This window comes from Roseovarius azorensis, assembly GCF_900109455.1.
Taxonomy (GTDB): domain Bacteria; phylum Pseudomonadota; class Alphaproteobacteria; order Rhodobacterales; family Rhodobacteraceae; genus Roseovarius; species Roseovarius azorensis.
This window is the reverse complement of record NZ_FOAG01000016.1, coordinates 14,395-29,981: the sequence shown is the minus strand read 5'-3', so window position 1 is coordinate 29,981 and position 15,587 is coordinate 14,395. Positions and strand designations below refer to the sequence as shown.

Annotated in this window: 15 protein-coding genes; 8 read left to right on the top strand and 7 right to left on the bottom strand. The window is 64.6% G+C overall.

Features of this window, described 5'->3' with window-relative positions; translation table 11 throughout:
• The first annotated feature begins 117 nt into the window (after nt 1–117).
• Nucleotides 118–1,077: a KpsF/GutQ family sugar-phosphate isomerase gene (locus tag BSG08_RS17315; RefSeq protein WP_093039108.1), complete on the top strand. Its 960-nt coding sequence runs from the start codon at nt 118–120 to the stop codon at nt 1,075–1,077.
• A gap of 21 nt (nt 1,078–1,098) precedes the next feature.
• Here the strand turns inward: BSG08_RS17315 and BSG08_RS17310 are convergent, their stop codons facing one another.
• Nucleotides 1,099–1,353, bottom strand: coding sequence for a DUF167 domain-containing protein (locus BSG08_RS17310; protein WP_093039107.1), 255 nt, complete (start codon nt 1,351–1,353; stop codon nt 1,099–1,101).
• A 115-nt stretch (nt 1,354–1,468) separates the two neighbouring features.
• Here BSG08_RS17310 and BSG08_RS17305 point away from each other — a divergent pair, with 115 nt between their 5' ends.
• A complete protein-coding gene (locus tag BSG08_RS17305; RefSeq protein WP_093039106.1) occupies nt 1,469–2,047 on the top strand; it encodes a nitroreductase family protein in 579 nt (192 codons plus the stop codon).
• Nucleotides 2,044–2,751, top strand: coding sequence for an EI24 domain-containing protein (locus tag BSG08_RS17300; RefSeq protein ID WP_093039105.1), 708 nt, complete (start codon nt 2,044–2,046; stop codon nt 2,749–2,751). The genes BSG08_RS17305 and BSG08_RS17300 overlap by 4 nt, the downstream gene beginning before the upstream one ends.
• On the opposite strand, the gene BSG08_RS17295 is transcribed toward BSG08_RS17300, so the two are convergent.
• Nucleotides 2,717–3,001, bottom strand: a complete 285-nt coding sequence (locus BSG08_RS17295) for a DUF1467 family protein (protein WP_093039104.1) — start codon at nt 2,999–3,001, stop codon at nt 2,717–2,719. The genes BSG08_RS17300 and BSG08_RS17295 overlap by 35 nt on opposite strands.
• Nucleotides 3,001–3,405: a methylmalonyl-CoA epimerase gene (mce, locus tag BSG08_RS17290; protein WP_093039103.1), complete on the bottom strand. Its 405-nt coding sequence runs from the start codon at nt 3,403–3,405 to the stop codon at nt 3,001–3,003. The genes BSG08_RS17295 and mce overlap by 1 nt, the downstream gene beginning before the upstream one ends.
• Before the next feature lie 149 nt (nt 3,406–3,554).
• On the opposite strand from mce, the gene BSG08_RS17285 reads away from it, so the two are divergent.
• Complete coding sequence (locus BSG08_RS17285) at nt 3,555–4,256, top strand: response regulator (RefSeq protein ID WP_093039102.1); 702 nt, start codon at nt 3,555–3,557, stop codon at nt 4,254–4,256.
• Here the strand turns inward: BSG08_RS17285 and BSG08_RS17280 are convergent.
• Entirely contained in the window at nt 4,253–4,957 is a 705-nt protein-coding gene (locus tag BSG08_RS17280; RefSeq protein ID WP_093039101.1) for a GNAT family N-acetyltransferase, read from the bottom strand. The genes BSG08_RS17285 and BSG08_RS17280 overlap by 4 nt on opposite strands.
• A gap of 149 nt (nt 4,958–5,106) precedes the next feature.
• On the opposite strand from BSG08_RS17280, the gene BSG08_RS17275 reads away from it, so the two are divergent.
• Together BSG08_RS17275 and BSG08_RS17270 are read left to right on the top strand one after the other, a co-directional pair.
• Nucleotides 5,107–5,739 (top strand): MT-A70 family methyltransferase, encoded by a 633-nt coding sequence (locus BSG08_RS17275; protein ID WP_093039134.1) that lies wholly within the window; start codon nt 5,107–5,109, stop codon nt 5,737–5,739.
• 1 nt (nt 5,740) lies between these two features.
• Complete coding sequence (locus BSG08_RS17270; RefSeq protein ID WP_093039100.1) at nt 5,741–6,454, top strand: BglII/BstYI family type II restriction endonuclease; 714 nt, start codon at nt 5,741–5,743, stop codon at nt 6,452–6,454.
• 2 nt (nt 6,455–6,456) lie between these two features.
• On the opposite strand, the gene aspS is transcribed toward BSG08_RS17270, so the two are convergent.
• Entirely contained in the window at nt 6,457–8,439 is a 1,983-nt protein-coding gene (gene aspS, locus BSG08_RS17265) for an aspartate--tRNA ligase (protein WP_093039099.1), read from the bottom strand.
• A 238-nt stretch (nt 8,440–8,677) separates the two neighbouring features.
• On the opposite strand from aspS, the gene BSG08_RS17260 reads away from it, so the two are divergent.
• On the top strand, nt 8,678–9,910 hold the full coding sequence (locus BSG08_RS17260) for an SAM-dependent methyltransferase (RefSeq protein ID WP_093039098.1): 1,233 nt from the start codon (nt 8,678–8,680) through the stop codon (nt 9,908–9,910).
• 7 nt (nt 9,911–9,917) lie between these two features.
• On the opposite strand, the gene BSG08_RS17255 is transcribed toward BSG08_RS17260, so the two are convergent.
• A complete protein-coding gene (locus tag BSG08_RS17255) occupies nt 9,918–11,042 on the bottom strand; it encodes an aminodeoxychorismate synthase component I (RefSeq protein ID WP_093039097.1) in 1,125 nt (374 codons plus the stop codon).
• Between the two features lie 185 nt (nt 11,043–11,227).
• Between BSG08_RS17255 and carB the strand changes: the two genes are divergently transcribed.
• Nucleotides 11,228–14,524: a carbamoyl-phosphate synthase large subunit gene (carB, locus tag BSG08_RS17250; RefSeq protein ID WP_093039096.1), complete on the top strand. Its 3,297-nt coding sequence runs from the start codon at nt 11,228–11,230 to the stop codon at nt 14,522–14,524.
• 98 nt (nt 14,525–14,622) lie between these two features.
• On the opposite strand, the gene trhO is transcribed toward carB, so the two are convergent.
• A complete protein-coding gene (gene trhO, locus BSG08_RS17245) occupies nt 14,623–15,537 on the bottom strand; it encodes an oxygen-dependent tRNA uridine(34) hydroxylase TrhO (RefSeq protein ID WP_093039095.1) in 915 nt (304 codons plus the stop codon).
• Nucleotides 15,538–15,587 lie beyond the last annotated feature (50 nt).

The following is a 15,587-nucleotide window of genomic DNA, read 5'->3' as shown; positions in this document are numbered from 1 at the left end:
CAAAATCGTGAGAGATTGCAGGTTGTGTCCGGCGGAAATACCCGGCCCCGGCATCCTGTCGCTTGGCCTCGCGCCCGCGTCGCGCTATCAGTGCGAACGCATATAGGAGCCCTGTCAATGTCAGCGACACAGACGTCCACCCAGATCGCCCGCGAGGTGATCAGAATCGAGGCCGAGGCGCTTGTGGCGATGCAGGCGGCGTTGCCCGCGGATTTCGACGCGGTGGTGGCGCGGCTCTTGCAGGTGCGGGGGCGGGTGATCGTCTCGGGCATGGGCAAGTCGGGGCATATCGCCGCCAAGATCGCCGCAACCATGGCCAGCACCGGCAGTCCGGCGCAATACGTCCATCCCGGCGAGGCGAGTCATGGCGATCTGGGAATGATCACGGATCAGGATGCGGTGATCCTGATCTCGAATTCCGGCGAGACGCGCGAGTTGGCCGATATCATCGCCCATACCCGCCGTTTTGCCATTCCGCTGATCGCGATCACCAAGAAGGCGGACAGCACGCTGGCGCAGCAGGCCGATCATCTGTTGCAACTGCCCGATGCACCCGAGGCCTGCGCCATCGGCATGGCGCCCACCACCAGCACGACCTGCACGATGGCGCTGGGCGATGCGCTGGCGGTGGCGATGATGCGTCTGCGCGGTTTCGAGCGCGAGAATTTCCTGGCTTTTCATCCCGGCGGCACGCTGGGGGCGCAGCTATTGCGGGTGTCGTCGGTCATGCATACCGGCGCCGCGCTGCCGGTGGTGCGGGAGGCGACGCCGATGGGGGAGACGCTGATAGAGATGACCGCCAAGGGGTTTGGTGTGGCGGCGGTGGCCGAGGGCGGGCGGCTGTTAGGTGTCATCACCGATGGCGACCTGCGGCGCAACCTGTCGGATCTGATGGCGCGCAGCGCCGGAGAGGTCGCCACCCGCAATCCGCGCAGCATTGCGCCCGAGGCGCTGTTGTCCGAGGCGTTGGGCGTGATGAACACCTACAAGATCAGCGCGCTTTTCGCGGTGGATGAGGACGGGATGCTGCGCGGGCTGGTGCATATCCATGACGCGCTGCGGGCGGGGGTGGCGTAGGGCGCCGGGCTGAAGCCCGGTCTACGAGACCTGAAACACCTTGTCGCGCGAGGTTTGCCCGTGGATCAGCGTCAGCCGTGATTTGGGCAGGCCGAGCGCCTTGGCCAGCAGTTTGAGCACGGCGGCGTTGGCCTTGCCGTCCTCGGGCGGGGTGGTGACATAGACGCGCAGGGTATCGCCCTCGGCCACGATCCGGTTGCGCGATGCCCTGGGGGTGACGCGCAGGGCGATGCGCGTGCCGGGCCGGGCAAGGGAGCTGAGATCGGGGATGTCCATGGCATATGCCTAGCCGGGGGGACTGTGCGGTTCAACGCGGTTTCCGCCGCTTGGCCCTTGACCCCGGGCGCGGCTTTGCCGACATGTGGGGGCGTCCCGAGTGAGAAAGAGCACCATGCCCCAGCCCAACCAAGCCGCATTGGAATTCCTGCAAACCCGCCGGTCACGGCCGGCAAAGACGCTGATCCTGCCGGTGCCGGATCGCGCGGCCCTGCGCCCGCTGCTGATCGCCGCCGCGCGCAGCCCCGATCACGGCAAGCTGGAGCCGTGGCGGATGATCGTGCTGGAGCGTGCGGCACTCTTGCGGCTGGCGGGGCTGGTGCCTTCGGTCGGCGCGCGGCTGGGCAAGGGGCCCGAGGATATCGCCAAGCAGGTTTCACAGTTTGCGGATGCACATCTGGCGGTGGCGGTGATCGAGAGTCCGAAGCCATCCGAGAAGATCCCCGCCATCGAGCAGATGTATTCGGCGGCCTGCGTCTGTCTGGGGCTGCTCAACGCCGCGCTTGCCGCCGGCTGGGGGGCCAACTGGCTGACCGGCTGGGCGAGCCAGGACCGGGATTTCGCCGGGGCCGCCCTGGGGCTGGCGGAGCATGAGCGGGTGGCCGGGCTCATCCATATCGGCAGCGAAGGCGTCGCGCCGCCCGAGCGCCCGCGCCCGGATATCGACGCGATCACCACATGGGTTTCGGAATGATTTTCGCCAGTTTCCTCAAGGCTGTCGGGCAGGTCGGCGATCCCCGGTTCCGCCGGGTTCTGATCCTGGGCGTCGGATTGACGCTGGCGCTCTTGATCGCGGTCTATGCGGCGGTGCTCTGGGTGATCCAATGGACGGTGGGCGACAGCACCAGCCTGCCGCTTCTGGGCGAGGTGACGTGGCTGGGCGATCTGCTGAGCGCGGGGTCGCTGCTGGTCATGCTGATGCTGTCGGTTTTCCTGATGGTGCCGGTGGCCTCTGCGATCACCTCGATGTTTCTCGACGAGGTGGCGCAGGCGGTGGAGGACCGCCATTATCCCGGCCTGCCGCCCGCGCCAAACGTGCCGTTTGGTGAGGCGCTGCGCGACACGGTGAATTTTCTCGGTGTGATCATCGGCGCGAACATCCTCGCGCTCTTTCTCTACGTGATCCTCTCGCCCTTCGCGCTCTTCATCTTCTGGGGGTTGAACGGGTATCTGCTGGGAATGGAGTATTTCCAGCTGGCCGCGATGCGCCGGGTGGGGCGGGCGGAGGCGCGGGCGCTGCGCCGCAGGCACCGGATGACGATCTGGGCGGCGGGGGTGCTGATGGCGATGCCGCTCTCGGTGCCGCTGGTAAACCTGCTCATACCAATTCTGGGCGCGGCCACGTTCACCCATATCCATCACGCTATTCAGTCGCGGTCGCGGGCCCCATCCGGTTGAACATGTCGAGATCGCGCACGGTGATCGCGCCGGAAATGATCGTGCCGCCGATGATGATCCAGAGCACGAGGGCGATGCCGGTGGTGATCCAGGCCTTTTTCCTGAGGTGGTGATGTTCGGGGGAGCCTGCATGGGTGCCGGGGGTGACCTTGCCCAGATCGCCTTGGGTCTGGATGCGAATCGGCAGCACGACGAAGAAGGTCATGAACCAGATCACCGCGAAGAGGACGATGGCGGAGGTGATGCCCATCAGACCTGCTCCAGTTCCACGAGGCAGCCGTTGAAATCCTTGGGATGCAGGAAGAGCACCGGCTTGCCATGCGCGCCGATCTTTGGCTCGCCGTTGCCCAGAACGCGCGCGCCGGTGGATTTCAGGTGGTCGCGCGCGGCGATGATATCCTCGACCTCGTAGCAGACATGGTGGATGCCGCCCGAGGGGTTCTTTTCCAGAAAGCCGTTGATCGGGCTGTTTTCTCCGAGGGGATAGAGCAATTCGATCTTGGTGTTGGGTAGTTCGATGAAAACGACCGTGACGCCGTGATCGGGTTCGTCCTGCGGCGGACCTACACGGGCACCCAATGCGGTGCGATACTGGTCAGCGGCGGCTGTCAGGTCGGGCACGGCGATGGCCACGTGGTTGAGGCGTCCGATCATGGGGCGGTCCTTTCGTCTGGTCTGGTCCTGTTATGGGGGTGATGCGCGACTGTGACAAGCGACAGGCGGCCGCAATCCGCGCATTAACCTGACGTTCACCAAAGCCGCGCCATGCTGATGGCCTGAGGATCACGAGAAGGATCAGCGCCATGAGTGATGTTGACAGCCTTGCGCCGTTGCGCGCGCCCAGTGCCCAGCGCCCGCTTCTGGGCATGACCGTGCTGGCGGTCGAGGACAGCCGCTATGCGTCAGAGGCGTTGCGGCTGATGTGTCTGCGCAGCGGGGCGCGGATCCGGCGCGCCGATTGCCTGGTGTCGGCACGGCGACATCTGCAGGTCTACCGCCCCTCGGTGGTGATCATTGATCTGGGTCTGCCGGACGGGTCGGGGGTTAATCTGATCGCCGATCTGGATCAGGCACGCCCGCGCGTCGGCGTGATTCTGGCGATCAGCGGCGATGCGTCGGCGGGTGTGGCGGCGCTGGCGGCGGGGGCGGACGGATTTTTGCCCAAGCCGGTGGAAAGTCTGGGGGCGTTTCAGCAGGCGGTGCTGCGCCACCTGCCGCCCGAGCGCTGCCCGGTCGGACCCTACGGCGTCAGCGACGAGGTGGTCAGCCCCGATCCGCTGGCCTATCGCGACGATCTGGAGCATGTGCAGAGCCTGATGGAGAGCGGGCAGAGTGCCGCCGTGCTGGCCTATGTGGCGCAATTCCTGAGCGGTGTGGCGCGCGCGGCGGGGGACCGTGCGCTGGCGCAGGCCGCCGAAGCGCTGACCGGGCATGGGTCCGGGGCCGGGATTGCCCGGGTGAGCGGGTTGATCAAGGCGCGGCTGGCCGCGCGGATGGCGATCTAGCCCAGCGCGGGATCGGAGGCCGCGCGCACATGGCGGGTGAGATTGCCGAGACGTTCGCGTTGCCGACCCGCGCCGTCGAAATTCGCCGGATCGAGCCAGAGGCTGAACGCCTCTTGCAGCGCGAGCCATTCGGCGTCGATGGCGGCGAACCAGGCGGTGTCGCGGTTGCGGCCCTTGACCACGGTGGCCTGCCGGAACACCCCCTCATAGCTCAGCCCCAGGCGCTGTGCCGCGCGGCGCGAGGGCAGGTTGCGCGCATCGCATTTCCATTCGAACCGGCGATAGCCTGCCTGAAAGGCCCATTGCATCATCAGGTAGATCGCCTCGGTCGCGGCGCGGGTGCGCTTGAGTGCCGGGGCGAAATTGATATGGCCCACCTCGATGCTGCCTGATGCGGGCATGATGCGCAGATAGCTGGCAACGCCGCCCAACTGGCCGCTGTCCAGATCGGTGATCGCGTAGAACAGCGGATCGCTGCCCGCCGCCATCTGCCGCGCCCAGCGGTGATATTGCGCAGCCGAGGAAAACGGGCCGTAGGGCAGATAATCCCAGATCGCGTCGTCGGCGCAATTCGCGGCGTGCAGATCTGCGGCGTGCCGGTCGGCATCGAGCCGTTCGAGGCGTGCATAGCGCCCGGCAAGAGGCGATCCGTCGGGCGGGGGCGGGGGGCGCCAATCGGCGAGGGGGCGGTCATCGGTCATGTGTGACGGTTTATCCTGCCGTGGCGGGGTCGCCAAGTGAATGGTGTGAGCGGGATGCGAAACCGCGCTTGTGTTAACCGGATGGAAAGGGCTATGTTCCAGTATTGTTCACCATGACAAGCCGGGTGGAGTTCTTCAATATGTTGGATATGGGACAATCCGCAACACAAGACCTGCGCAGGTTTCTCGGGGGTGACCGGTTCGGCTGTGTGCTGGCCGATCCGCCGTGGCGCTTTACCAACCGCACCGGCAAGGTTGCCCCGGAACACAAGCGGCTGTCGCGCTATCCGACGATGACGCTGGAGGATATATGCGCGCTGCCGGTCGCCGAGCATCTGGAGGATGCGGCGCATTGTTACCTCTGGGTGCCGAATGCGCTTTTGCCCGAGGGGTTGCAGGTTCTGATGGCATGGGGGTTCGACTACAAGTCGAACATCATCTGGCACAAGGTTCGCAAGGATGGCGGCAGTGACGGGCGCGGTGTGGGGTTCTATTTTCGCAATGTGACCGAGATTCTGCTGTTCGGGACGCGGGGCAGGAATGCGCGCACCCTTGCCCCCGGACGACGTCAGGTGAACATGGTGCAGACCCGCAAGCGCGAACACTCGCGCAAACCGGATGAGCAATACGATCTGATCGAGGGATGTTCCTGGGGCCCCTATCTGGAACTGTTCGGGCGCGGCGTGCGCGAAGGCTGGACAGTCTGGGGCAATCAGGCGGATGCGGATTACAAACCGAGCTGGAAGACGTATTCCTACAATTCAGGCGTAGCGGCTGAATAGCATGGCACGTCGCGTCGAGGACGCCGTGTTTGACGAGCCGGCGCTGGTGAGATCGCAGATCGGCTGGAGCCTGGCAGGACGCTATTCCGTTACCAGCTACAGGAGTGCCGCTGCGGTGCTCGCACAGCGCGCGCCGGATGAACTGGCGTCAATCCTGCGCATTCTTGACGGGTTCACGATAAGCCGCACCGAGATCCGTTCGCCGGGTGGCAACCGGATGTCGGCAACGACCCGGTTCGCCGATCTGGCTGCGGCGGAGGGATTTCATCAGGAGGTCAGGATCGAGGCCGATCTGCTGGTGAAACTTCGCGAAGGCAAGGGCGACAAGGCACCGGAAATCGACCGTATCCTGCGCGAGGATTACATACATAACCATCTGGTCGATTTCTGGCGCGGTCGGGTTGCGTTTGACTACGAATGGAACAGCAAGGATCAGACCTATGACCGCGATCTTTATGCGTTTCGCAGTTTCTTCGAGGCGGGTGTGATTGACGTCGGGGTTATCGTCACACGCGAGTTGTCGCAGGAGTTCTTTCAGTCGCTTGGATATTGCCTGGACAAGCACGGCAATGAGACCGCCAGCACGGTCGCGGCGAAATTCGGGGCGAGCACGACAGGCACCCATAAGCTCATCAGCCGGATAGCCGCAGGGCGCAGTGGCGGCTGTCCGGTTCTGGTTTTCGGGATACTGCCGGGCAATATCACACCGGAGTAGAATCACTCCTGCGGGATGACCCTTAGCCCCAGTTCCATCAGCTGATCGCTGGTTGGATCGGAGGGGGCGTTCATCATCAGGTCCTCGGCGCGCTGGTTCATCGGGAACATGATGACCTCGCGGATGTTCGAGGTGCCCGCCAAGAGCATGACGATGCGGTCGATGCCCGCAGCACAGCCGCCGTGCGGGGGCGCGCCGTATTGAAAGGCGTTGACCATGCCGCCGAAGCGCTTGCGCACCTCGTCCTCGCCGTAGCCGGCGAGGGCGAACGCCTTGAACATGATCTCGGGTTTGTGGTTGCGGATCGCGCCGGACACGAGTTCATAGCCGTTGCAGGCGAGGTCATACTGATAGCCCAGCACCCTGAGCGGGTCGCCGTCGAGGGCGTCGATTCCGCCCTGGGGCATTGAGAAGGGGTTGTGCGAGAAATCGACCTTGCCGGTTTCCTCGTCCGCCTCATACATCGGGAAATCGACGATCCAGGCAAAGGCGAAGCGGTTTTCGTCCGTCAGGCCGAGTTCCTCGCCGATCACGTTGCGCGCCTTGCCCGCCACCCGCTCGAACGTCTGGGGTTTGCCGCCGAGGAAGAAGGCGGCATCGCCTACGCCAAGGCCGAGTTGCTGGCGGATCGCCTCGGTGCGTTCGGGGCCGATGTTCTTGGCGAGCGGGCCTGCGGCTTCGGGGATAGACTGCCCAAACAATTCGACGATTGCGGGCTGAGCCTGATCGGGACGATCAGAATCGAGGTATGCGAGCACCTGAAGGGCATCGCTTTCTTCACTTGGCCTGAATTCCTTTATAAGGAGGTCGATCTTTTTCCTGGATTCATTACCATCACAAAGATCCCAAAGCATGTCCGCCAGCTTTGAATTGCCGCGAATGTAGGCTTTTTTTGCCTCCCGCCAGAAGATATACCCCATCCCCGGCAGCCCCTCTTTCTGGGCAAAGGCGTTCATGCGGTCGCAGAACTTGCGGCTGCCGCCTGTGGGCGCGGGGATGGCGCGGATCTGGGTGCCCTCCTGTTCGAGCAGCCTGGCGAAGATGGCAAAGCCGCTGCCCCGGAAATGCTCTGACACGTCCTGCATCCTGATCGGGTTGCGCAGGTCGGGCTTGTCGGTGCCATACCAGAGGGCGGAGTCGGCATAGGAAATCTGCGACCACTCCTCGGGCGCATCGACCGTCTTGCCGTCGGCGAATTCCTCGAACACGCCCGCGATCACCGGGGCGATGGTGTCGAACACGTCCTGTTGCGTGACAAAGGACATTTCCATGTCCAATTGATAGAAATCGGTGGGCGAGCGGTCGGCGCGCGGGTCCTCGTCGCGAAAGCAGGGCGCGATCTGGAAATACTTGTCGAAACCCGAGACCATGATGAGCTGCTTGAACTGCTGCGGCGCCTGCGGCAGGGCGTAGAACCTGCCCGGATGCAGGCGCGAGGGCACCAGAAAATCGCGCGCGCCCTCGGGGGAGGAGGCGGTGATGATCGGCGTCTGGAATTCGCGGAAACCGCGATCCCACATGCGGCGGCGCAATGAGGCCACAACGTCCGATCGCAGCGTCATGTTGCGCTGCATCGCCTCGCGGCGCAGATCGAGATAGCGATAGCGCAGGCGGGTTTCCTCGGGGTATTCCTGATCGCCAAAGACCTGAAGCGGCAGTTCCCCCGCCGCGCCGAGTACTTCGAGGTCGTGGATATAGACCTCGATCTCGCCGGTGGGCAGCTTGGGGTTCACAAGGCCCGCATCGCGCGCCTTTACCGCCCCGTCGATTCGGATGCAGTATTCGCTGCGCAGCCGCTCGGCGGCGGCGAAAACCGGGCTGTCGGGGTCGCAGATCAGCTGTGTCACGCCATAGTGATCGCGCAGGTCGATGAACAGAACCCCGCCATGATCGCGGATGCGGTGGACCCAGCCCGCGAGGCGGATGGTCTGGCCGACATTGGATTTTCCGAGATCCGCGCAGGTATGGCTGCGATATGCGTGCATGATATGCTCTCCGGGCCGGGGCCTTGGGGTGTGTGACGGGTCCGGGGTGATACACATTGGCGGGGCGGCAAAGTCAAGGGTGCGGGGGGCGGCGCCGGGGCAAAACCGTTTACACAGAATGGGATTTGGGTAAAAATGCCGCCTGCACCCGCCGTCAGGCCCGAATAGACCGGCCGAACGGCAGGTTCCGGACACCGTTGAGATGCGCCGGGGTGGGCGCGCGACAAGGGGGTGAAAGATGTGGGCCAGGGCACTGAACAGGTTGCTGAGCCATCTGTTCAAGCAGGGTCGGCTGAGCGTGACCTTTCCGGGTGGGGATACGCGGGTTTACGGCAGCGGCGCGGGTGGGCCGGAGGTGGCGATCACCCTGCATGACGAGAACCTGCCGCGCCGGATCGTGATCTCGCCCGACATGGCGGTGGGCGAAGGTTACATGGATGGCCGGCTGACCATCGAGGGCGATGATGTCTACGGCTTTCTCAGTCTGGCGATCATGAATATCGCGGCACAGGGGCAGCCGTGGTTTCGGCGTCCGCTGGAGACGCTGCGCTGGCTCAAGCGGCGGTTCGATCAGTTCAACCCGGTGGGGCGGTCGCGAGCCAATGTGGCGCATCACTATGATCTGTCGGGCGAGCTGTACGATCTGTTCCTGGATGCGGACCGGCAATATTCCTGCGCCTATTTCGCGCGCCCCGACATGACGCTGGACGAGGCGCAGGCGGCCAAGAAGGCGCATATCGCCGCAAAGCTGCTGATCAAGCCGGGGATGCGGGTGTTGGATATCGGGTGCGGTTGGGGAGGCATGGGGCTGACGCTGGCGCGGGATTTCGGCGCGCAGGTGACCGGGATCACCCTCTCGCAGGAACAGCACAGGGTGGCCAATCAGCGCGCCGAAAAGGCCGGGCTGGCGGACAAGGCGCGGTTTCATCTGATGGATTACCGGGACGTCGCGGGACAGTTCGACCGGATCGTATCGGTCGGCATGTTCGAGCATGTAGGCGTGCCGCAGTATGACACCTATTTTGACAGCGTGCGGCGGCTGCTGGCGCCGGACGGCATCGCGCTCATTCACACCATCGGGCGGGCCGGACCGCCGGGGGCGACAAGCCCGTGGATTCTGAAATACATCTTTCCGGGCGGCTATTGCCCGGCCATGTCAGAGGCGGTCGCGGCTGTCGAACGACACGGGCTGGTCACCGCCGATGTCGAGGTGTGGCGGCTGCATTATGCCGAGACGCTGCGCCACTGGCGCGAGCGGTTCGAGGCCAATATCGACAAGGTGCGCGCGCTCTACGATGACCGGTTCTGCCGGATGTGGCGCTATTACCTGATCGCCAGCGAGTTGACGTTCCGGCTCAACAATCAGGTGGTGTTCCAGTTTCAACTGACGCCGAAACAGGATGCGGTGCCGCTGACGCGCGATTACCTCTATTGCGGGGAGGATGGCGGGCTGCGCCACGCGGCGGAGTGAGGCGTCGTCACGCGCAGGCGGGGATGAGGGCGCGGGCAAAGCGCGCCTTCCAGAGCGCCTCTTCGTATTCGCCTGCCGCCGTGCTGTCATAGACGACGCCGCCGCCCACGTTGAGTGTGGCGCGGCCATCCTCGATCATCAGGGTGCGGATGGCCACGTTGAATTCCGCCCGCCCGTCGGGGGCGGCCCAGCCGATGGTGCCGCAATAGATGTCGCGGGAGCGGTTTTCGAGTTGGGCGAGGATCTGCATGGCGCGCAGTTTGGGCGCGCCGGTGATCGAACCGCAGGGAAAGAGGGCGCGCAGGATGTCCGAGAGGCCCGTGCCCGGCTGCATCTGCGCCGTTATGCGCGAGGTCATCTGATACACCGTCTCGTAGGTTTCGACCGAAAATAGCTCCGGCACGCGCACCGATCCCGGCAGGCTGATCCGCGAGATGTCATTTCGGAGAAGGTCGACGATCATCAGGTTCTCGGCGCGGTTCTTGGCGTCCGATTGCAGGAATTGGCGGCGGCGGGCGTCCTCTGCGGGGTCGGGCGAACGCGGCTGCGTGCCCTTCATCGGGCGGGTTTCGATCCGCCCGTCGGCATGGGTGCGAAAGAACAGTTCCGGCGAGCGTGACAGGATCGCGGGTAGGCCGGGGGCCTCGATCAGCGCGCCGTGGCGCACCGGCTGGACGCGCGCCAGCGCGGCATGGAGCGCCTGCGGGCTGCCGGTGGCGGTCAACGTCAGGGGAAAGGTCAGGTTGGCCTGATAGATATCGCCCGCGCAGATATAGTCATGCACGGTCTGAAACGCGCGGCCATAGCGGGGCTGGTCCCAGCCGGGGGTCATATCGCCAAGAGTGGCGGGGCCGGGGGCCAGCGGTGCGGCGTCACGCGGTGTGGCATAGGCGCCGAATTGCAGGAGCGGCAGGCGGCGACGGGCGGGCATGCAGGATGCAAGCCGCGGTTCGAGGGCATGGCCAAGCTCGTAACTGGCGAAGCCGGCCAGCCAGTGACCCTCGGTGCGGGCCTGATCCAGCGCGGCGAGAGCGGCGGGCACCTCTGCCGGGGTTTCGGCCACGATCAGCCGCGCCGCCTGTGCAAAGGTGCAGGCGGTCCCCGTCGGTCCGTGGTCAAAACGAATCTGCAATGCGCATCCCCTTGCGTGCTGCTGCGATATTTAGGCCTGCCACGGGTAAAACACACCCACAAAAGCGTCGTTGCAGCCCGGTTTTGCGATGCCCCTTGCGCCGGGGCATGACATGGCTATAACCCCACCAATTTGCGCGCGCGGGTCGATCCCGCGAGCAGACGTCAGATGTCCGGGGACCGATTATGCCGAAAAGAACCGATATTTCATCCATCATGATCATCGGAGCGGGGCCAATCATCATCGGACAGGCCTGCGAGTTCGACTATTCCGGCGCACAGGCCTGCAAGGCGCTGCGCGAAGAGGGATATCGCGTCATTCTGGTCAATTCCAACCCGGCGACGATCATGACCGACCCGGAACTGGCCGACGCCACCTATATCGAGCCGATCACGCCCGAGGTCGTCGCCCGGATCATCGAAAAGGAACGCCCCGACGCGCTGTTGCCCACGATGGGCGGGCAGACGGGTCTGAACACCGCGCTGGCGGTGGCCGACATGGGCGTGCTGGAGAAATTCGGGGTCGAGCTGATCGGGGCGAACCGGCAGGCCATAGAGATGGCCGAGGACCGCAAGCTCTTTCGTGAGGCGATGGACCGGCTGGGGCTGGAAAACCCCAAGGCGACGATTGCCAACAACATGGACGAGTGCATGGCGGCGATTGATTACGTGGGCCTGCCCGCGATCATCCGCCCGGCCTTCACCCTTGGCGGCACCGGCGGCGGCGTGGCCTATAACCGGGATGATTACGTGCATTACTGCAAGTCGGGCCTCGATGCCTCGCCCGTGAGCCAGATCCTGATCGACGAGAGCCTGCTGGGCTGGAAGGAATACGAGATGGAGGTGGTCCGCGACAAGGCGGATAACGCGATCATCGTCTGTTCCATCGAGAATGTCGATCCGATGGGCGTGCATACCGGCGATTCGATCACCGTGGCCCCGGCGCTGACGCTGACCGACAAGGAGTATCAGATCATGCGCAACGGCAGCATCGCCGTGCTGCGCGAGATCGGGGTCGAGACTGGTGGGTCGAACGTGCAATGGGCGGTGAACCCTGCCGACGGGCGCATGGTGGTGATCGAGATGAACCCGCGCGTGTCGCGTTCTTCGGCGCTGGCGTCCAAGGCGACGGGGTTTCCGATCGCCAAGATCGCGGCCAAGCTGGCGGTGGGCTATACGCTGGATGAGCTGGACAATGACATCACCAAGGTGACGCCAGCCTCGTTCGAGCCGACTATTGATTATGTAGTGACCAAGATCCCGCGTTTTGCCTTCGAAAAATTCCCCGGCTCCAAGCCGCATCTGACCACCGCGATGAAATCGGTGGGCGAGGCGATGGCGATTGGCCGGACCATTCACGAGAGCCTGCAAAAGGCGCTGGCCAGCATGGAAACCGGCCTGAGCGGTTTTGACGAAATCATCATCGAGGGCGCGCCCGACAAGGCCGCCGTGATCCGTGCGCTGTCGGTGGCGACGCCCGACCGGATGCGCACCATCGCGCAGGCGATGCGCCACGGGCTGTCGGATGACGAGATCAACGCCGCTACCGCCTATGATCCGTGGTTTCTGGCCCGTATCCGAGAGATTGTCGAGGCCGAGGAGCGCATCCGTCGCGACGGCCTGCCGATGACCGAAGAGGGGCTGCGCAGGCTCAAGATGATGGGCTTTACCGATGCGCGCCTGGCTAGGCTAACGGGCCGGGACGAGGGGCAGGTGCGCCGGGCGCGCGCCAACCTGGGGGTGCGTGCCGTGTTCAAGCGGATCGACACCTGCGCCGCCGAGTTCGAGGCGCAGACGCCCTATATGTATTCCACCTACGAGGCCCCGATGATGGGCGAGGTGGAATGCGAGGCGCGCCCCTCGGGCCGCAAGAAGGTGGTGATCCTTGGCGGCGGGCCGAACCGGATCGGGCAGGGGATCGAGTTTGACTATTGCTGCTGTCACGCCTGTTTCTCGCTGAGCAAGGCGGGCTATGAGACGATCATGATCAACTGCAACCCGGAAACGGTGAGCACGGATTACGACACATCCGACCGGCTGTATTTCGAGCCGCTGACATTCGAGCATGTGATGGAAATCCTGACCAAGGAGCAGGAAAACGGCACGCTGCACGGGGTGATCGTGCAATTTGGCGGGCAGACACCGCTGAAACTCGCGCGCGCGCTGGAGGCGGAGGGGATTCCGATACTGGGCACCACGCCCGATGCCATCGACCTGGCCGAGGACCGCGAGCGGTTTCAGGCGCTGGTCAACCGGCTGGGTCTGAAGCAGCCGCGCAACGGGATTGCCAGCACCGATGCGCAGGCGCTGGCGATTGCGGAGGAGATCGGTTTTCCGCTGGTTATCCGCCCGTCCTATGTGCTGGGCGGACGCGCGATGGAGATCGTGCGCGACATGGCGCATCTGGAGCGTTACATCAACGAGGCGGTGGTGGTCTCGGGCGACAGTCCGGTGTTGCTGGACAGCTATCTGTCGGGCGCTATCGAATGCGATGTGGACGCGCTCTGCGATGGCCGCCGCGTGCATGTGGCGGGCATCATGCAGCATATCGAGGAGGCCGGTGTGCATTCCGGCGATTCGGCCTGTTCGCTGCCGCCCTATTCGCTGAGCGAGGCCACCATTGCCGAGATCAAGAAACAGACCGAGGCGCTGGCGCTGGCGCTCAACGTCGTGGGGCTGATGAACGTGCAGTTCGCGGTCAAGGGCGAGGACATCTATCTGATCGAGGTCAACCCGCGCGCCAGCCGCACAGTGCCATTTGTCGCCAAGGCCACGGATTCAGCCATTGCCGCGATTGCCGCACGGCTGATGGCGGGCGAGACGTTGGACGACTTTGCCTATCGCGGCCCATATCCCAAGGATACCAAGCCCGGCACCCTGCCGATGGCCGATCAGATGACGCTGGCCGATCCCAACATGCCGTGGTTCTCGGTCAAGGAGGCGGTGCTGCCATTCGCGCGCTTTCCGGGGGTCGATACGATCCTTGGCCCCGAGATGCGCTCGACCGGCGAGGTGATGGGGTGGGACGTGTCGTTCCCGCGCGCCTTTCTCAAGGCGCAGATGGGCGCGGGGGTCGATCTGCCGGAGGGCGGCAAGGTGTTCGTGTCGATCAAGGATTCCGACAAGCAGCCGCAACTGGTCGAGGCGGCGCAGGTGCTGGTCGATCTGGGATTCGAACTGGTGGCGACGCGCGGCACGGCGGCGTTCGTGCAGGAACATGGCATGGCTTGCGAGGTGGTCAACAAGGTCTATGAGGGCCGCCCCAATATCGTGGACATGATGAAGGACGACCAGATCGTTCTGGTGATGAACACGACCGAGGGGGCGCAGGCCATCGAGGACAGCCGCGAGATCCGCTCGGTCGCGCTATATGACAAGATCCCCTATTTCACCACGCTGGCCGGATCGCATGCCGCGGCCCTCGCCATCAAGGCGCGGCAGGAGGGGGAACTGAAGGTGATGCCGTTGCAGGGCGGCGGCTGAGCGGGCCATCGCAGGCGGGCTACGCGACCGCTCTGCCCTTTCACTGTTCTGCCAATACTCGAATATCGGGCGGCTCCGCCCGCGCGCCGGTCCGGGGCTCAGCCCTCGTGGACCACCTTGATATGTCGCGCGCCGCGCGCTTCGGCCAGCGCCATCTGTTTTTGCCGCTCGCGGAACCGCGCCTTGTCGTCGTCGCTGGTCTCATGCGCGCAATGATGACAGGCGACGCCCTCCTCGTATTCGGGGCGGGTGCGGTCCTCGGGCAGGATCGGGCGGCGACAGGCGTGGCACAAGAGGTGCGGGCCTTCCCTTAGCCCGTGCCCGACCGATACGCGCCCGTCAAAGACGAAACAGTCGCCCTGCCAGATGCTGTCGGTCTCGGGCACCTCTTCGAGGTATTTCAGGATGCCGCCCTTGAGGTGATAGACCTCTTCCACCCCTTGTCCCAGCAGGTAGTTGGTGGATTTCTCGCAGCGGATGCCGCCGGTGCAGAACATCGCGATCCTCTTGTTGTGAAAGCGGTGCTTGTTGTTCTCCCACCATGTCGGAAAGTCGCGGAAGCTGGCGGTCCCGGGGTCCACCGCGCCATGAAACGTGCCGATCGCCACCTCGTAATCGTTGCGCGTGTCGATCACCGCCACGTCCGGCGCGCGGATCAGGTCGTTCCACTGGTCGGGTTCGACATAGTGCCCGACGCGCGCGCGCGGATCGACATCGGGCTGGCCCATTGTGACAATTTCGCGTTTCAGGCGCACTTTCATCCGGCGAAAGGGCTGCGCGGCGCTCTGGCTTTCCTTCCATTCCAGATCCGCGCAGCCGGGCAGGACGCGGACATGCGCCAGCACCCTGCCGATGCCGTCATGCGGTCCGGCGATGGTGCCGTTGATCCCCTCGCGGGCCAGCAAGAGCGAGCCGCTGATCCGTTCGGCCTTGCAGAGCGCCAGAAGCGGTGCGCGCAGCGCGGCGGGGTTTTCGAACCGGGTAAAGTGGTAGAGGGCGGCAATCCGATACATGGGCCGCGATTTACGCCCGCGCAGGCCGCCCCGCAAGGGGGCAATGCGCC

Excerpts from the sequence above, each read along its gene's own strand:
- BSG08_RS17295 (WP_093039104.1), bottom strand. The coding sequence starts at position 3,001 with ATGGGCATCACCTCCGCCATCGTCCTCTTCGCGGTGATCTGGTTCATG.
- BSG08_RS17280 (WP_093039101.1), bottom strand. The coding sequence starts at position 4,957 with ATGACCGATGACCGCCCCCTCGCCGATTGGCGCCCCCCGCCCCCGCCC.
- BSG08_RS17315 (WP_093039108.1), top strand. The coding sequence starts at position 118 with ATGTCAGCGACACAGACGTCCACCCAGATCGCCCGCGAGGTGATCAGA.
- aspS (WP_093039099.1), bottom strand. The coding sequence starts at position 8,439 with ATGCACGCATATCGCAGCCATACCTGCGCGGATCTCGGAAAATCCAAT.
- BSG08_RS17285 (WP_093039102.1), top strand. The coding sequence starts at position 3,555 with ATGAGTGATGTTGACAGCCTTGCGCCGTTGCGCGCGCCCAGTGCCCAG.
- carB (WP_093039096.1), top strand. The coding sequence starts at position 11,228 with ATGCCGAAAAGAACCGATATTTCATCCATCATGATCATCGGAGCGGGG.
- BSG08_RS17305 (WP_093039106.1), top strand. The coding sequence starts at position 1,469 with ATGCCCCAGCCCAACCAAGCCGCATTGGAATTCCTGCAAACCCGCCGG.
- BSG08_RS17260 (WP_093039098.1), top strand. The coding sequence starts at position 8,678 with ATGTGGGCCAGGGCACTGAACAGGTTGCTGAGCCATCTGTTCAAGCAG.
- trhO (WP_093039095.1), bottom strand. The coding sequence starts at position 15,537 with ATGTATCGGATTGCCGCCCTCTACCACTTTACCCGGTTCGAAAACCCC.
- mce (WP_093039103.1), bottom strand. The coding sequence starts at position 3,405 with ATGATCGGACGCCTCAACCACGTGGCCATCGCCGTGCCCGACCTGACA.
- BSG08_RS17270 (WP_093039100.1), top strand. The coding sequence starts at position 5,741 with ATGGCACGTCGCGTCGAGGACGCCGTGTTTGACGAGCCGGCGCTGGTG.
- BSG08_RS17300 (WP_093039105.1), top strand. The coding sequence starts at position 2,044 with ATGATTTTCGCCAGTTTCCTCAAGGCTGTCGGGCAGGTCGGCGATCCC.
- BSG08_RS17275 (WP_093039134.1), top strand. The coding sequence starts at position 5,107 with ATGGGACAATCCGCAACACAAGACCTGCGCAGGTTTCTCGGGGGTGAC.
- BSG08_RS17310 (WP_093039107.1), bottom strand. The coding sequence starts at position 1,353 with ATGGACATCCCCGATCTCAGCTCCCTTGCCCGGCCCGGCACGCGCATC.